The 15,573-nt window shown below is 69.5% G+C and carries 12 protein-coding genes; 5 read left to right on the top strand and 7 right to left on the bottom strand.

Features of this window, described 5'->3' with window-relative positions; translation table 11 throughout:
• Positions 1–73 precede the first annotated feature (73 nt).
• Positions 74–1,450 (bottom strand): MFS transporter, encoded by a 1,377-nt coding sequence (locus ACIQD6_RS07560; protein WP_401879264.1) that lies wholly within the window; start codon positions 1,448–1,450, stop codon positions 74–76.
• Between the two features lie 672 nt (positions 1,451–2,122).
• On the opposite strand from ACIQD6_RS07560, the gene ACIQD6_RS07555 reads away from it, so the two are divergent.
• Positions 2,123–2,758, top strand: coding sequence for an RraA family protein (locus tag ACIQD6_RS07555; protein WP_401879262.1), 636 nt, complete (start codon positions 2,123–2,125; stop codon positions 2,756–2,758).
• A 171-nt stretch (positions 2,759–2,929) separates the two neighbouring features.
• On the opposite strand, the gene ACIQD6_RS07550 is transcribed toward ACIQD6_RS07555, so the two are convergent.
• Complete coding sequence (locus ACIQD6_RS07550; protein ID WP_401879259.1) at positions 2,930–3,136, bottom strand: MbtH family protein; 207 nt, start codon at positions 3,134–3,136, stop codon at positions 2,930–2,932.
• Between the two features lie 150 nt (positions 3,137–3,286).
• On the opposite strand from ACIQD6_RS07550, the gene ACIQD6_RS07545 reads away from it, so the two are divergent.
• On the top strand, positions 3,287–5,332 hold the full coding sequence (locus tag ACIQD6_RS07545; RefSeq protein ID WP_401879257.1) for an alpha-glucuronidase: 2,046 nt from the start codon (positions 3,287–3,289) through the stop codon (positions 5,330–5,332).
• A gap of 70 nt (positions 5,333–5,402) precedes the next feature.
• Here ACIQD6_RS07545 and ACIQD6_RS07540 read toward each other — a convergent pair whose 3' ends face one another.
• The 5 genes from ACIQD6_RS07540 to ACIQD6_RS07520 all read right to left on the bottom strand — a co-directional run bounded on the left by ACIQD6_RS07540 (position 5,403) and on the right by ACIQD6_RS07520 (position 11,862).
• Entirely contained in the window at positions 5,403–7,439 is a 2,037-nt protein-coding gene (locus ACIQD6_RS07540; RefSeq protein WP_401879254.1) for a beta-galactosidase, read from the bottom strand.
• Positions 7,436–8,209, bottom strand: coding sequence for a hypothetical protein (locus ACIQD6_RS07535; RefSeq protein WP_401879251.1), 774 nt, complete (start codon positions 8,207–8,209; stop codon positions 7,436–7,438). The genes ACIQD6_RS07540 and ACIQD6_RS07535 overlap by 4 nt, the downstream gene beginning before the upstream one ends.
• Positions 8,206–9,861, bottom strand: a complete 1,656-nt coding sequence (locus ACIQD6_RS07530) for an extracellular solute-binding protein (protein ID WP_401879249.1) — start codon at positions 9,859–9,861, stop codon at positions 8,206–8,208. The genes ACIQD6_RS07535 and ACIQD6_RS07530 overlap by 4 nt, the downstream gene beginning before the upstream one ends.
• A 61-nt stretch (positions 9,862–9,922) precedes the next feature.
• Entirely contained in the window at positions 9,923–10,795 is an 873-nt protein-coding gene (locus ACIQD6_RS07525) for a carbohydrate ABC transporter permease (protein ID WP_401879590.1), read from the bottom strand.
• A 47-nt stretch (positions 10,796–10,842) separates the two neighbouring features.
• Positions 10,843–11,862, bottom strand: coding sequence for an ABC transporter permease (locus ACIQD6_RS07520; protein WP_401879247.1), 1,020 nt, complete (start codon positions 11,860–11,862; stop codon positions 10,843–10,845).
• A gap of 245 nt (positions 11,863–12,107) precedes the next feature.
• On the opposite strand from ACIQD6_RS07520, the gene ACIQD6_RS07515 reads away from it, so the two are divergent.
• The 3 genes from ACIQD6_RS07515 (at position 12,108) to ACIQD6_RS07505 (ending at position 15,496) form a co-directional block, all read left to right on the top strand.
• The gene (locus ACIQD6_RS07515; RefSeq protein WP_401879588.1) at positions 12,108–13,121 is read left to right on the top strand and encodes an acetylxylan esterase; all 1,014 of its coding nucleotides are present in this window, start codon (positions 12,108–12,110) and stop codon (positions 13,119–13,121) included.
• A 299-nt stretch (positions 13,122–13,420) separates the two neighbouring features.
• The gene (locus ACIQD6_RS07510; protein WP_401879245.1) at positions 13,421–14,458 is read left to right on the top strand and encodes a LacI family DNA-binding transcriptional regulator; all 1,038 of its coding nucleotides are present in this window, start codon (positions 13,421–13,423) and stop codon (positions 14,456–14,458) included.
• A gap of 33 nt (positions 14,459–14,491) precedes the next feature.
• Positions 14,492–15,496 (top strand): LacI family DNA-binding transcriptional regulator, encoded by a 1,005-nt coding sequence (locus ACIQD6_RS07505; protein WP_401879244.1) that lies wholly within the window; start codon positions 14,492–14,494, stop codon positions 15,494–15,496.
• The last annotated feature ends 77 nt before the right edge of the window (positions 15,497–15,573 follow it).

The raw sequence follows: 15,573 nt of genomic DNA, 5'->3' as shown, positions 1-15,573 counted from the left end.
AGTGGTGGCGGTTCGGTGGGATGCGAGTTCAGTGGGACACGGATCAGTGGGATGCGAGTCAGTGGGATGCGAGTCAGTGGGTCGCGAGCGGCCGGCCCTTGGTCTCGCGCAGGAACGCGAGGGTGACCAGGGTGATCGCCGCGGTGATGATGGAGGCGAACGCCGGGATCAGGTTGGACCCGGTCGACTCGATGAGCTCGGTCATCAGGAGCGGGGCGCTGCCGCCGAAGATGATCGTCGAGATGCTGAACCCGATGCTGTACGCGGAGTAGCGCACGGTGGTCGGGAAGAGCTCGGCGAGCACAGTGTGCACCACCGCCGCGTGGCCGGAGAACGCGATCGCGAGAACGGTGGTGCCGACGCACGCGAGGGCGAACTCGCCGGTCGTGATGAGCAGGAACATCGGGTACGAGACCACGGCCATCGCGACCGCGGACAGGGTCAGCACGGGCTTGCGGCCGACGCGGTCCGACAGCCGGGCCATGAGCGGGATACAGATCACGATGGCGATCAGGCTGACCGCGGTGACCATGAGCGCCCGCAGCATCGAGAAGTTGTGTTCGCCGAGCGAGGTCTTCAAGTACGTCGGCATGTAGACGAACAGCAGGTAGTAGCCGGGTCCGTTGAGCGCGGGCAGGAAGATCGTGAGCGCGATCGCCTTCAGGTGCCGCGGCGAGGTCAGCGCGGCCTTCAGCGGGTTGCGCACGACGGTGTTCTGTTCGCGCAGCGCCGTGAAGTGCGGGGTCTCCTCCAACTGGCGGCGGATGTAGAAGCCGACGTAGCCGAGCGGGACGGCGAGGAGGAACGGAACCCGCCAGGCCCAGGAGGTCATCGCGTCATCGCCGAGTGTGGTGATGAGGATGGCGGAGAAGGCACTGCCGAACATGAGGGCGACGAACGAGCCGACGGCGATGAAGCTCATCATGTAGTTGCGGCGCGCGTCCGGGGCGTACTCCCCGACGAAGGACATGGCGCCGGCGACCTCGCCGCCCGCCGAGAAGCCCTGCAGCACACGGAGCAGGACCAGGAGGACGGGCGCGGCGACACCGATGGCGGCGGAGGACGGGATGAGGCCGATGGCGGCTGTCGCGGTGGAGATGAGCACCAGGAGGGTGGCCAGGAGGGACTTGCGCCCCATCTTGTCCCCGAGGTATCCGCAGATGACGCTGCCGAAGGGGCGCGCGATAAAGCTGACCAGGAAACCGACGTTGGTGAGGAAGAGCCCTCCGGCCTCGGCCTCGCCCATCATGTTGATCGCGAGGTAGGTGACGAGCAGGCCGTAGATGCCGTAGTCGTACCACTCCACGAAGGAGCCGATGGCGCCGGCGACGGTGGCCTTGCGGACGACCTTGCCGTTCGCGGTGACGACGTCGACCTCTGTCGCGTCGGGCTGATCCGACGCGGTCTCGTTCCGATCTGACGTTGTGCCGAGCCGATCTGACGTTGTCATTACGTTCACTTTCGGTGTCGCGGACTCCTGGAACGGTGTCCTGAGAATCGTGCGCTGAACGTGGTCGCTGCCGGCCCTCGCCCTGTGCCGAGGTGGTGCGCCGACGTTCCAGGTCCTCGTGGGAAGGCGACGACGGCGTCTCGGCGGAGTTGTGCGGCCTCGGCGCTGTTCGGGGCCCATCCATCGACGGCTTGTGGTGCCCGATGCCGGACCCGCCGTCGTGACAGCGCGTCATGGCCTCGCCGATTACGGGGCCACGACGCACCGCGTTGTTCGGCTCAGGCCGTCCTCACGCACCCGAGTGGGGCCAGGAGAAGACGTCACGGCACAGGGCCGCTGAAAAGCACCGGAGCCAAGTTGCGACTTGAATTGCGAATGAGAATAGATTCGCATTCCGAAGCGGTCAAGGGTCTGCGTTGCCCCAGCGTTCACCTTGCGCTTCCACCAGGCTTCCGCCCCCGACCAGGGACATCCGGCCCCCATCGACTCTTGCCTCACAGCGCGGATGGATGCACACTGTCTCTTGCTCTCACGAAACGCGAAAGATTTCGCATTTTCTGGGCCGGGGATGCCTCCGGGGGATGCCACAGCCCCCACCGACGGGACAGCGACCCGTCGCACCGGCAGCCCACCCCGCCTGCCTCGCCTGCCCACCATCCGAAGGAGACCGTGATGTCCCACGACAACGTACGAGTCAACGCCGCGTGGCACCGCGTCGACCGCCATGTGCTCGATGAGCTCCGCGAGCACTCCGTGGCCAATCTCGGCGACGCCCTCGACCGGCTGAACATCGTCGACGGGGGCATCGCACCGATCTGGACCGGGGCCAAGGCCGTCGGCACAGCGCTCCCGGTCCTCACCGTCGCGGGCGACAACAAGGCCGTGATCGCCGCGCTGGAGCACATCCGCCCCGGCGACATCCTCGTCATCAACGCCTTCGGCTATGACGGCCGCGCCATCGTCGGCGACAACCTCGCCCAGCGGTTCGCCGTGTACGGTGCCGTCGGCGCGGTGGTCGACGGTTACGTGCGCGACAGCGCGATCATCGAGGAGCTCGGCGTCCCGGTCTTCGCACGCGGGCTCACGCCCGCCGGTCCGTTCAAGAACGGGCCGGGATCGATCGGCGAACCGGTCGCCATCGGCGGCGTCGTGGTGAACCCCGGCGACATCGTCGCCGCCGACCACGACGGTGTCATCGTCATTCCGCCGCACCGCGCCGAAGAGGCGCTGACGGCGGTGAAGGAGATCGTCGCCCGTGAGACCGAGCTGGACGCCGAGGTCCGAGCACTGCGGAGCAGCCTCGCGTGAGGGCGACCGGACACCGGTGGACGGACCGGCTCAGCGGCACGGTCGTCGCGCCGCTGTCCGGTCGGCGAATTCGGTAGCGGTGTCTTCGCGCATCGGTCACGCACCGAGTTGGTGCCGCCCCGACGAACTACGGTTTCACCGCAGGCTGTTCCGCACGTAACGGGGCGGCGCTCAGCCCTCCATCGCCTCGACGAGACTCTTGGGACGCATGTCCGTCCAGTTCTCCTCGATGTAGCCGAGGCACGCCTCGCGGGTGTCGCGGTCGTGTGCGACGTTCCAGCCGTCCGGGACCTCGGCGAAGCCCGGCCAGAGGGAGTGCTGCCCCTCGTGATTCACCAGGACCAGGAACTCGGCGTCAGGGTCGTCAAAAGGGTTCATGCCGCATCTCTCCCTTGTCCTTCTTACCGGTGTGCCTTGCGTCCTACGACGGTACCGGGAGTACCTGGCATCCGGGCAGGGGTACTACACACGTGGGCCGCTCGCCACCGGGCGGTCCGGCGAGCTCGACCACACCGACCAGGAGGCCGAGTGCCCTCATCCGCGTCCGAACCCGTATCCGTGCCCGAGCTGCCCAGCGGCGTCGACCCGGCGTGGTTGCCGCCCGAGGCGTTCCGCCACCTCGGGTCCCGGCGCACGCTGATCTCCGGTACGGGACCGCTGGTGGACACGGTGCGGGGCGAAGTGGCGTACGCCTGCGCGCTGTTCGGCGGTCAGGTCGTCGGAGACGCGCGGACCCGGGGCGAGCCGTACGACGTGGTGCTGGAGGCGGGCGAAGGCGACGACCGCGACGCGCTCGGGAACGAGGGGTTCGCGCTGGAACGGGCCGGCGGTGTCACACGGGTGAGGGCCGCCGGTCAAGCCGGGCTGCTGTACGGGCTGTTCCATCTGGTGCGGCTCGGCGAGGCGGTCTTCCGGGGCGAGCGGCCACGTGAAGTGCACCGCCCGGCGCTGGCGTTGCGGATGCTGGACCACTGGGACAACGTGGCCGTACATCCGGTGATGGGCCAGGTGGAGCGGGGATACGCCGGTGGCTCGCTCTTCTGGCGGGACGGCCTGGCGCGGGGCGCACGGGACGAACTGGCGCGGGTGCGCTGGTACGGCAGGCTGCTGGCCGCGTGCGGCATCAACGCGGTCGCCGTGAACAACGTGAACGTGCACGAGGCCGAGGCGCACCTGCTGACCGACCGCGTCGGCGAGGTGGCCACGATCGCGGACGCGCTGCGCCCGTACGGTATCCGGACGCATCTGTCGGTCTCCTTCGCCGCTCCCGTCCAGCTCGGCGGCCTGCCCACCGCCGACCCGTCGCACGAGGCGGTGGCCGACTGGTGGGCGGAGACGACCGGCCGGGTGTACGCGGCGATACCCGACTTCGGCGGGTACGTGGTGAAGGCCGACTCCGAGGGGCAGCCCGGCCCGTTCGCCTACGACCGCAGCCACGCGGACGGCGCCAACCTGCTGGCCGGGGCGCTCGCCCCGTACGGCGGTACGGTGCACTGGCGGGCCTTCGTCTACAACCACCGGCAGGACTGGCGGGACCGGTCGACGGACCGGGCACGCGCGGCCTGCGACCACTTCGCCCCGCTGGACGGCGAGTTCGCGCGGAACGCGGTGCTCCAGGTGAAGCACGGGCCGCTGGACTTCCAGGTGCGCGAGCCCGTCTCCCCGGTGATCGGAGCGATGCCCGACACCCGCCTCGCGGTGGAGATTCAGGCCACCCAGGAGTACACGGGCCAGCAGCGGCACGTGTGCTGGCTCGGCCCGATGTGGAGCGAGGTACTGCGGTTCCGCCCCGAGGGCGAGGAGCGCCCGAGCGTCGGGGAGTTGGTGCGCGGCGGTGGCCTGGTGGCGGTGTCGAACGCGGGTGACGACCCGTTCTGGACCGGGCATCCACTGGCACAGGCCAACCTGTACGCGGCCGGCCGGCTGGCGTGGCGGCCCGACGCGGATCCGCGCGCCGTCCTGGACGAGTGGATCGAGCTGTCCTTCTTACCTGAGGAGACTGCCGGTCCCGAGCGGCTGCGCGGCGGGCTGCGCGCGGTCCTGGACGGCTCCTGGCGGACGTACGAGAAGTACACGGCGCCGCTCGGCGTCGGCTTCATGGTGCAGCCGGGGCACCACTACGGGCCGGGCGTGGACGGCTACGAGTACAGCCCGTGGGGCACGTACCACTTCGCCGACCGGGACGGGGTCGGCGTCAACCGCAGCCGGACGACCGGCACCGGGTTCGCCGGGCAGTACGCGAAGCCGTGGGCGGAGGTGTACGAGTCGCCCGGGACCTGCCCGGACGAGCTGCTGCTCTTCTTCCACCACGTGCCGTACGGACATGTGCTGCACAGCGGCGACACGGTGATCCAGCACATCTACGACACGCACTTCGACGGCGTGACGGAGGTCGAGGAGGCACGTCGGGTGTGGGCCGGACTCGCGGATCTGGTGGATCCGGCACGGCATGCGCGGGCGGCGGAGCGCTACGAGGAGCAGTTGCGCGGCGCGCGTGAGTGGTGCGACCAGATCAACACGTACTTCTTCCGCAAGTCCGGTGTGCCGGACGCACGCGGGCGCCGGATCCACTGAACACGCGGCGGCACCGGGGGCGTTGACGTCCCGGGGCCGCCGCGTCGGTACGCCGCTGTCCCGGCACGCGCTATTCCACGCGCAGAACGCGGACCCCGCGCGGGTCCAACGTGAGCGCCTCACCGCGCTCGGCCCGCTTGCCGGTGAGCAGGTCCACGGCCGTCGCGTGGACGTTCACGGACACCGGGTCGGGCGCGTGGTTGAGCAGGAAGAACAGGTGGGTGCCGTCGGGGGTGACGCGGGCGGCGGTTTCGACCGAGGGGTGGCCGGCGTACGGACCCACGAGTCCGTGGCGGGCGAGGACGCGGCGTACCACCCAGTCGACGCCCGGCTGGTCGAGCGCGGTCGCGACGTACCAGCCCTCGCCCCCGCTCTCGCCGACGCGGTGCCGGGTGACCGCCGGAGTGCCCGCGTAGAAGTCGGCCTGGTAGGTGCCGACCGGCTCGGCGCCACGCGGAAGCACGATCTCGAAGACCAGACGTGCCTCGGTGTGCAGGGCTTCGTCGCCCGTGCCGAGTACGACCGGGTTGACGGTGCCGGCGGGGCGCGAGTCCCACTCGTCGACGCGGACGCCCATGAGGCCGGCCAGCGGGCCGGGAACGTCGGTGAGGAAGGCGTTGTCGTGCTCGTCGACGCGGCCGGAGAGGAAGGTCGTCAGGACGGTGCCACCACGGGCGGCGACGGACTCCAGGCGCGTGGCGAGGTCGCCTTTCACCATGTGCAGGGCGGGGGTGAGTACCACGTCGTAGGGGGTGAGATCGGCGGTCACCGCGACCACGTCCACGTCGGCGCCCGCCTCACGGGCGGCCCGGTAGTACGCGTGGACGACCTCCTGGTAGCGCACGAGGCGTGACGGCCCGTCCGAGAACTCCAGCGCCCACCAACTGTCCCAGTCGAAGAGAAGGGCGGTACGGGCCGGAGTGCGCGCGCCAAGGGTGGCCGGTCCCAGCTCCGCCAACTCCCTTCCCACAGCGGCGACTTCGCGGAAGACGCGGGTGTCGTCGCGTCCGGCGTGGCCGATGACCGCCCCGTGGTACTTCTCGCAGGCGCCGCGTGAGGAGCGCATCTGGAAGTACAGGGTGGCGTCCGCGCCGTGGGCGATGGCCTGCCAGGTTGCCAGTCGGAGCTCACCGGGGCGCCTGAGCGGGTTCACGTCGCGGCAGGCCGTGGTGGAGGGGGTGTACTCCATGAGCCAGAAGGGCGCGCCGCCCTTGAGGCCGCGCATCAGGTCGTGCCCGAGGGCGGCCCGGGTGGGCGGGGCGTCGAGCGGCGGATAGCTGTCCCAGGAGGCGAAGTCGAGGTGGGGCGCCCAGCGGTGGTAGTCCAACGGCCGGTACGCGCCCATGAAGTTGGTGGTGACCGGTGTGCGCGGGTCGTGACGTCGGATCGCGTCCTTCTCGGCGCGGAAGCAGCCGAGGAGGGCGTCCGTGGTGAAGCGGTGGTAGTCGAGGGTGATGCTCTGGAAGGCGGTGTGGTCGGGGCCGCGCCAGTGCTCGGTGAGGGCGCTGGGCGGCTCGATCTCGTCCCAGTCGGTGTAGCGGTGCGACCAGAAGACCGCACACCAGGCGTCGTTGAGAGCGTCGAGGGTGCCGTGCCGCTCGCGCAGCCAGACGCGGAACGCCGCGGCACACAGGTCGCAGTAACAGGCCCCGCCGTACTCGTTGTTGATGTGCCAGGCGAGCAGGGCCGGGTGGTCGGCGTAGCGCTCGGCGAGGCGGTCCGCGAGTGCGGCGGCGAGCCGCCGGTACGCGGGTGAACTGGGGCAGAAGTTGTGGCGTTGTCCGTAGCGGTGGCGGCGGCCCTCGAAGTCGGTGCGGTTGACCTCGGGATGGGCACGCGCCAGCCAGGGCGGGAGTGCGGCGGTGCCGGTGGCGAGGCACACGCGCCTGCCTTCGGCCGCCGCGCGGTCGAGAATGCCGTCGAGGACGGTGAAGTCGTAGGTGTCCTCGGCGGGTTGGGTGAGCGACCAGATGAAGACACCGACGGTGAGGGTGTCGATGCGGGCCTCGCCGAACAGCCGGTGGTCCTCGTCCCGGACGGGTTCGGGCCACTGTTCCGGGGTGTAGTCACCGCCGTAGGGGATCTTGTCGGTCGTGGGGGTGGTCATACGGTGAAGTCCTCCTGGGCCTCGGTGGTCACCGGGCGGATCGTGTTCAGCAGGCAGAGCAGCGCGGGGGCGGCGAGCAGGGCGGGCAGGACCTCGGTGAAGAGCACGGTGAGGCCGCCGGTGAGGGCGAGCAGGGAGGCGGTGCCGAGGGTGGCCCCGCCGTGCCGGAGCAGGAAGTACGCGGCCAGGCGCGCGGTGTCGGCGGTACGGAACGTGAAGAGCGAGGCGAGTACGAGCGCGTACGTCCCCCACAGCGCCGACACCAGGCCGGTGAGCACCAGCAGCCAGGCCCACCAGCGGGGCAGGCCCGAAGCGGGGAAATGGGCGAGCGAGAAGCCGATGACGCAGAGCCAGGCGAGCAGTGGCGCCCACAGCTTGAGCACGGGCGCGGCGTTCAGCCGCCAGCCGCGCGCGTACGCGCGGGCCGGACGGAGCTCCGTGAGGTCCCGGCCGCGGCGGTGGAGCGCGTACAGCCCGGCGGACAGGGCGGGGCCGAGCGGCAGCAGACAGACGGCGGCGAGCGGCAGGTTGGACGCGGAGCGGGACAGGAAGAGCAGGGCGACCAGGCCTGGCGAGGCGGCCACGAGCACCATCAGCTCGACCGTGAGCAGGGTGTGGACCAGGGCAGCGGCGCGGGAGAGCGCTCCCGTGCCGAAGGTGTGGCGGCGGGCCGCCTCGGGCGCGCTCGTCGCGGCCGCACGGTCCGGGGCTCGTGCGGGGGCAAGGGCCGGACGGTCCGGTCCGCGGTGGCGTGGAGCCGCGCCCGTCATCGGCGGCCCTGCTCCTTCCGGAAGCGTTCGTACGCCTTGTTGGTCACGTCGATGAACTGCCGCATGTTCTTGGCCTTCAGTTCGGTGACGTAGTCGTCCCATTCGGACAACGGGCGCTTGCCGAGGGCGAATTGAAGGGTGTTCTGCTTGACGTGGTCCTTCAGCGGGGTCTCCCAGAGCGTGGCCTGCTCCTGCTCCATGGCCTGGAGCGGGTGGGCGGGCTCGACGGGGAGCCGCTTGCGCCGGGCCATCGAGTCCTGGAAGGTCTTCTCGTCCGCGGTGAAGGAGGACGAGACCAGGGACCAGTTGCCGCCGTAGGAGAAGACGCCGTTGGAGAATCCGTAGTCCTTCTGCAGGTCCTTCTCCGCCTCCGGGTTCAGGCCCAGGATCTTGATGCCGTCGAGGGGTTCGTACCGGCCGGGTCCGGACGTCGTGTAAGTGACGTTCTTGACGCCCCACTTGGTGAATTCCTGCCCGGCGTCCGAATACCACAGCCAGTCCACGAACTGCATCATCGCGACGAAGTCCGCGCTTTTCAGAGCCTTGCTGGAGATCAGCATGCCGTTCTCCAGGCGGCTGCCCGCGACCACGGGGCCGGCCGGACCGACCGGCACCGGGATCATCTCTATGGACGCGCCCTTGATCTGCTTCGCCAGGTTGATGCGGTACTCGTCCGCCAGGACCTGCGGATTGCCGCTGATCACGAAGGACTTGCCGCCGAAGAGCTTCTGCTTGGCCTGGTCGTCGGACTGGGTGAAGCTCTCCGGGTCCACCAGGCCGTCGGACACCAGCTCCCTCAAGTACGCGAGCATCTGACGGTATTCGTCCATGGCGCCGGTGAAGACGAACTCCTGCGCCTTGGCGTCCCAGGTGGCGTTCTGGTAGCCCCAGCCGCCCTTGGTGCCGTAGGACGGGGCGAGGAAGTTCAGCAGCGCGCCGCCCGGCTCGGGCTGGTTCCAGCGATCGGAGAAGGGATACACGCCGGGGTGGGCCTCCTTGAGGCCCTTCAGCACCTCGTGGACCTCGTCCCAGGTGGTCGGCAGATCGAGCCCGGCCTCCTCCAGCACGTCGGTGCGCAGGGTCAGAGAGTAGCCGACCCTCACCTTCTCGTGCAGGCCCGGCAGAAGGTAGTACTTGCCGTCGGACTGCCGGATGGAGTCCAGATCGCCCTCCAGCCCCCACTTCCTGACCTTGTCCTGGAAGTGCGGCATCAGGTGCGTGTACTCGCTGACCGGGAGGATGGCCCCGGAGGAGACGAACGCGGTCTCCGCACCCGGATACGTCTTGGGGATGAGGAAGGGCGCGTCCCCCGCGCCGATGAGCAGGCCTCTCTTCTTCTCGTAGTCGCTGTAGGGGACGGCGGTCGCCTTCAGCGTGACGCCCGTGCGCTTGGTCAGCTCCTTCCAGAAGAGCCAGCTCTCCTTGAGCGGATAGGTCGGCATGTTGTTGTGGAGGATGGTGAACGAGAGCGGCTCGGTGGCCTTGAACCGGTCCCCCACTCCGTACTTCTTCATCGCTCCGGCCTGTTTCCCGGAGAGGTCCTTCGCGTCCGCGTCGTCCGCACCGCTGCCGCAGCCGACGAGAACGGTGAGGCCGGCGAATCCGGCGGCGGCGAGCAGGCCCCGCCGCGAGAGCTGTCCGGAGTTCTTCACGATTGCTCCTCTGTTCCGAATGCGATGTGTTTCTCCGTGGCGGCCGGCCGGGCTTGTGACGTCAGCCCTTGACCGCGCCGAGCGTGACGCCGGAGACGAAGTAACGCTGGACGAACGGGTAGACCGCGAGGATGGGGAGTGCGGTGAGCAGGATGGTGACGGCCTGGATGTTCGCCCCCACCTGGGTGAGCTGCTCCGTCTGGGCGCCGACGTTTCCGCCGCCGGTCGCGCCGGCGATCATGTTGCGGAGATAGACCGTGACCGGCATCAACTCGGCCCTGTCCATGTAGAGGAAGGCGCCGAACCAGGAATTCCAGAAGGAGACCGAGTAGAAGAGCACCATCGTCGCGATCACCGCTTTGGAAAGGGGCAGCACGATGCGGAACAGAATGCCGTAGGTGCTCAGACCATCGATCTGCGCGGCCTCTTCGAGTTCGGACGGCAGGCTTTCGAAGAAGGCCTTCATCACGAGCAGGTTGAAGACGCTGATCGCGTTCGGGATCACCAGCGCCCACAGTGTGTTCTTCATGTCGAGGCTGCTGATGAGGACGTAGTTCGGGATCAGGCCGCCGGAGAAGAACATGGTGAAGACAGCGATGCCGATCAGCGCGTTGCGGCCCTTCAGGCGCTGTTTCGAGAGGACGTACGCGTAGCAGGTGGTGAGCACCATGGCGATGACGGTGGCCACGACCGTGTAGAGCACGGTGTTGCCGTAGTTCCGCCAGAACATTCCGTCCGAGACGACGAGGCGGTACGTGGTCAGGTTGAAGCCCTCGGGCAGCAGGTTCACCTGGCCGGCCCGGATACGGTCCTCCGCGCTGAGGGAGCGGGCGATGATGTTCACGAAGGGGTAGAGGGTCACGGCCACGACCCCGGTCAGGACCAGCCCGTTCACACACTGGAAGACGCGGTAGCCGCGGGAGGGCTCGTGCACCGAGATGCGCGGGCGCGGAGTGCGGCGCTGAGGGCCGCCCGGCGCGGTCACCACAGGCTCGTCCCCACCGTGCGACGCGAGAGGTGGTTCGCGGAGAAGATCAGCACCAGGCCGATGACCGCCTCGAACAGGCCGATCGCGGCGGCGTAGCTGAAGCTGTTGGACTCCACACCGGCGCGGTACAGATACGTGGAGATGACGTCGGCGGTCGGGTAGGTCAGCGGGTTGTAGATCAGCATGATCTTCTCGAATCCCACCGCCATGAACGTGCCGATGTTGAGGATCAGCAGCGTGATCATGGTGGGGCGGATGCCGGGCAGGGTGATGTGCCAGATCTGCTGCCAGCGGTTGGCGCCGTCGATACGAGCCGCCTCGTACAACTCGTCGTCGACGGTGGTGAGCGCGGCGAGGTAGAGAATCGTGCCCCAGCCGGCGGTCTGCCAGATCTCCGATCCGACGTAGACGGTGCGGAACCACTCCGGTTCCTGGAGGAATGGGACCGGCGCGTGACCGAATGTCCGCAGCGCGTGGTTGACGGGTCCGTCCGTGGCGAGGATCTGCATGGTGATGCCCGCGATGATCACAACGGAGAGGAAGTGCGGGAGGTACGACACCGACTGCACGAACCGCTTCAGCGCGCGTGTACGCACCTCGTTGAGCAGCAGCGCCAGCACGACCGGGATCGGGAAGCAGAACACGAGCGTGAGCGCGCCCAGCCACAGTGTGTTGGTGAAGACCTGCCAGAAGGTGGGGTCGCTGAGGAACATGTGCACATAGCGCAGGCCCACCCAGTCCTCGCCCAGGATCGAACCACCCGGCTGGAAGCGGCGGAAGGCGATCACGTTCCCGATCATCGGCAGGTAGCGGAAGACCAGGAAGAACAGCAGCGGCAGCACCACCAGTGAGTACAACTGCCAGTCACGGCGCAGCGCCTGGCGCCAGGTGCGGCTCGCGGAAGGCGGCTTGCTGGGTGGGCGCCGCGCATCGGCCGCCCGCGGCTCCGGCGGGCTGTGCGGGGGTTTCCGGGTGCCGTCCGGCGGCGGGTCCAGTGCGGTGGAGGTGCTCATGCTCGGGCCTCCGTGGTGTGGGCGGGGGTGGGTGGCCGGGCGCGGGGCCCGTCCGCAGAGGGTGGGTCGGGTGGTGCGTGGGTACGTCCGAGGGTCGGTGCATGCGTACGTCCGGGGGCACCCGTTGCCCTGCGAATGGGGCGTCAACTCCCCCTGGGGGCTGTTACCGTCCTCCGGGAATGTTCGACCGGACAGCGGAACGGCCGGACGGCTGTGCGCCGTCCCCGACCACCTTGCGAGGTGCCGTGCCCGCCTTCGATCTCCCCCTGGACGAGTTGCAGCGATACCGCCCCGTGCTCGACGAGCCCGCCGACTTCGACGCGTTCTGGCAGGACACCCTGAAGGAGGCGGGACAGGCCGGCCCCGTGGTGTCGGAGCGCCGCGTGGACACCGGCCTGCGGCTGGTCGAGACCTGGGACGTGACCTTCCGCGGATTCGCCGGCGAACCGGTGCGCGCCTGGTACACGCGCCCCGCCGGGGTGTCGCACTCCCTGCCCGCCGTCGTCGAGTACGCGGGGTACGGGCGCGGGCGCGGGCTCCCGCATGAACGGATCACCTGGGCCGCCGCCGGGTTCGCGCACCTGCTCATGGACAACAGAGGGCAGGGTGACCAGTACGGATGCGGTGGCGACACCCCGGACCCGCACGCTTCCGCGCCCGGTGGCCCCGGCCCCGCCGCGCGCGGCCTGCTCGCGCCGCACGACTACCACTACCGGCGACTGATCACGGACGCGGTGCGCGCGGTCGCCGCCGTACGCGCGCTGCCGGGCGTGGACGGCACGCGGGTGACCGCGGTCGGCAACAGCCAGGGCGGCGGCCTCGCGCTGGCCGTCGCTGGCCTCGTCCCGGACCTCGCGGCGGTGCTGGTGAGCGCTCCGCTGCTGTGCGGCATCCGCCGCGCGCTGGATCTCGCGGGCGCCGGTCCCTACGCGGAGATCGCCGCGTACCTCGCGGTGCACCGCGGCGCGGCGGAGGCCGCACTGCGCACGCTCTCCTACATGGAGGGGGCCTCCTTCGCGCGTCGTGCCCAGGCCCCGGCGCACTTCGGTGTCGGGCTGCGCGACACGGTCTGTCCGCCCAGCGGTGTCTACTCCGCCTTCAACCGCTACGGCGAACTGGCCGGTCACGCACCGCGTTTGGAGATGCGCTCCTACCCCTTCAACGGGCACGAAGGGGGTGACGCGGCGCATGTGCGCGAACAACTCTCCTGGCTGCGCGAGGTGGTGGGTGAAGTGGCGGGTGAAGTGGCGGGCGACTGAGTGACGGACGTTGGCCGCCGGCGCCGACAGCCCCTCGGAAACAGACACGTATCACTTCTCCGCGTTCGGCGGGCCATCCCGCAATTCCCGGCAAGTGGATCTCCGCAACCGACCGTAAGAGTTGCGGCACATTCATGACGCGGACGCTAAGTCCGGGTAAAAACGGGTGTCAAGGAAGCGGTTGCGAACTGGCGGATCACGCGTTGTTTGCATGAGGTGTTGGCGGAATATTCCGCCACCCATTGCGGGAATTTGCGGCACAGCCGTACCGTCAGTGCGCTCTACGAGAGGGAGCCGGCATGACCGGTCGGGCAACGATGGCGGCGGTGGCCAAGGCGGCGGGGGTCTCGATCTCCACGGTGTCGCGGGTCCTCGCCGACACACCGGATATCTCCGAGGAGACCCGGGGCCGCGTCACACGGGCGGCGAAGGAAACCGGATATGTACTGCGCAAAGGGCGACAGCGACCGCAGGACGGCGTCCTCGACGTCCTCATCGACGGAATCACCACACCCTGGGCCGGGGAACTCATATCCGGAGTGCAGACAACCGCGTTCGGCCTCGGGTACACGCTCGCGCTCACGACCACCAGCCATCCGCGTTTCAGCATCCGCGAATGGATCGCCGTCCGCAGGGCGCGCCCGACGGACGGCGTGATCCTCGTACTCTCCCGCGCCCGCCACGACGAGATCGCCGCGTTGGCCGATCTGTCGGCCCCGCTCATCCTGCTCGATCCGGTGGGCACCAGCGAACCCACCATTCCGACCGTCGGAGCCACCAACTGGTCGGGAGGAGCCGCCGCCACCCGGCACCTGCTCGAACTCGGGCACCGGCGCATCGGGTTCATCGGCGGGCCCTCCGAGATCCGGTGCACCCGCGAGCGGCACGAGGGCTACCTCGCCGCGCACCGCGAGTTCTCACTCGCCCCCGACCCCGCCCTCACCCGCTACGGAAACTTCCTCCTCACGGGCGGAGTCGCGCACGGCGCCTCACTGCTGGACCTCCCGGACCGGCCCACCGCCGTCTTCGCGGGTTCTGACGGGCAGGCCGCCGGCGTCTACCAGATGGCCCGCGCGCGCGGGCTGCGCATCCCCGAAGACCTCGCCGTCGTCGGGTTCGACGACACCACGATCTGCACGATGCTCGCCCCGCCGCTGACCACGGTCCGCCAGCCCTTGGCGGAAATGGCGGCGGAAGGAGTACGGCTCATCGCGCAGGAACGGGCACTGCCCGGTTCGTCGCTGGGGCGGCGGATCGAGCTCGCGACCTCGCTCGTGATCCGGGACAGCACCGCACCGCCCACCGCGGTCGGTGGGAGACCCTCGGTCCACACGTGACCCCTTGCACGTGCCCCCTTGAAGGAGACCGCGATGAACGGACGGACGACCGTACGGATGACCACTGTGGCCGAACTCGCCAACGTCTCCCAGAGCTCCGTCTCCAAGGTGCTCAACGGCCGGCCGGGACTCTCCGCCGAACTACGGCAACGGGTCATGGACGCCGTCGCGGCAACCGGCTACCAGTGGCATCGCCGCGTGCCGCGCCACGGGCCGGTGGAGGTGGTGTTCGGCAGTGTGAGCAGTGCCCTCAACGCGCCGCTCCTGCGCGGGTTCTCGGCCGTGCTCCGCGCGGCCGGCAGACCGCTCACCGTCAGCCATGCCGACGGTGCCCCCGACTGGCTGGAACACGTGCTCGCCCACCGGCCGGCCGGCGCCGTATGCGTCCTGTCCCCTGTGCCGCCCGACGTCCGCCGGCGACTGGCCGAGGCCCGTCTGCCCACGGTCGTCCTCGACACGATCGGCGACGCTCCCCCGGAGATGAACGCCGTCGGGGCCACCCAGTGGCGCGGCGGGACGCTGGCGGCCCAGCACCTCACGGCTCTCGGCCACCGGAGGATCGCACTCATCACCGGCCCCCTGGACCTGGTCTGCTGTCGCGCGCGCTTCGGCGGATACCTTTCGGCGCTGCGCGAGGCGGACATCCGCCCGGACCGCACGTTGATCCGTTCCGTGCGCTTCCAGGCGGAACCGGCCCGGCGCGCCGCCCACACCCTGCTGGACAACTGCCGGACCCCGACCTCTTTCGTGACCGGAAACGACCTCCAGGCCCTGGGCGTGATCGAGGCATGCGCCGAACGCGGACTACGCGTTCCGGAGGACGTCTCGGTGGTCGGATTCGACGACATCGACGCCGCGAGGTCCTCGGCCCCTGCTCTGACCACCGTTCGCCAGCCCTTCGAGGAGATGGCCGCCGAGAGCATCCGCGTCCTGGGCGCTGTCAGTGACGACCCGTCACTGGCTCCCGTCCGGCTCGACATGTCGGTGGACCTCGTCGTCCGGAAGTCGACCGGTCCGGCCGCCGGGCGCGACGACTGAACCACCCTGTGTGCGGGGCCTCTTGACGCCACATTTCCCGGCTGGATACTTACGGACGCCGGGCTTCCGGAGCCATG

This window comes from Streptomyces sp. NPDC088400, from assembly GCF_044753355.1.
In the GTDB taxonomy this organism is placed as follows: Bacteria; Actinomycetota; Actinomycetes; order Streptomycetales; family Streptomycetaceae; genus Streptomyces.
The sequence above is the reverse complement of the archived record's forward strand: the minus strand, read 5'-3'. Positions and strand labels throughout refer to the sequence as shown.

Excerpts from the sequence above, each read along its gene's own strand:
- ACIQD6_RS07560 (WP_401879264.1), bottom strand. The coding sequence starts at position 1,450 with ATGACAACGTCAGATCGGCTCGGCACAACGTCAGATCGGAACGAGACC.
- ACIQD6_RS07555 (WP_401879262.1), top strand. The coding sequence starts at position 2,123 with ATGTCCCACGACAACGTACGAGTCAACGCCGCGTGGCACCGCGTCGAC.
- ACIQD6_RS07550 (WP_401879259.1), bottom strand. The coding sequence starts at position 3,136 with ATGAACCCTTTTGACGACCCTGACGCCGAGTTCCTGGTCCTGGTGAAT.
- ACIQD6_RS07540 (WP_401879254.1), bottom strand. The coding sequence starts at position 7,439 with ATGACCACCCCCACGACCGACAAGATCCCCTACGGCGGTGACTACACC.
- ACIQD6_RS07535 (WP_401879251.1), bottom strand. The coding sequence starts at position 8,209 with ATGACGGGCGCGGCTCCACGCCACCGCGGACCGGACCGTCCGGCCCTT.
- ACIQD6_RS07520 (WP_401879247.1), bottom strand. The coding sequence starts at position 11,862 with ATGAGCACCTCCACCGCACTGGACCCGCCGCCGGACGGCACCCGGAAA.
- ACIQD6_RS07510 (WP_401879245.1), top strand. The coding sequence starts at position 13,421 with ATGACCGGTCGGGCAACGATGGCGGCGGTGGCCAAGGCGGCGGGGGTC.
- ACIQD6_RS07505 (WP_401879244.1), top strand. The coding sequence starts at position 14,492 with ATGAACGGACGGACGACCGTACGGATGACCACTGTGGCCGAACTCGCC.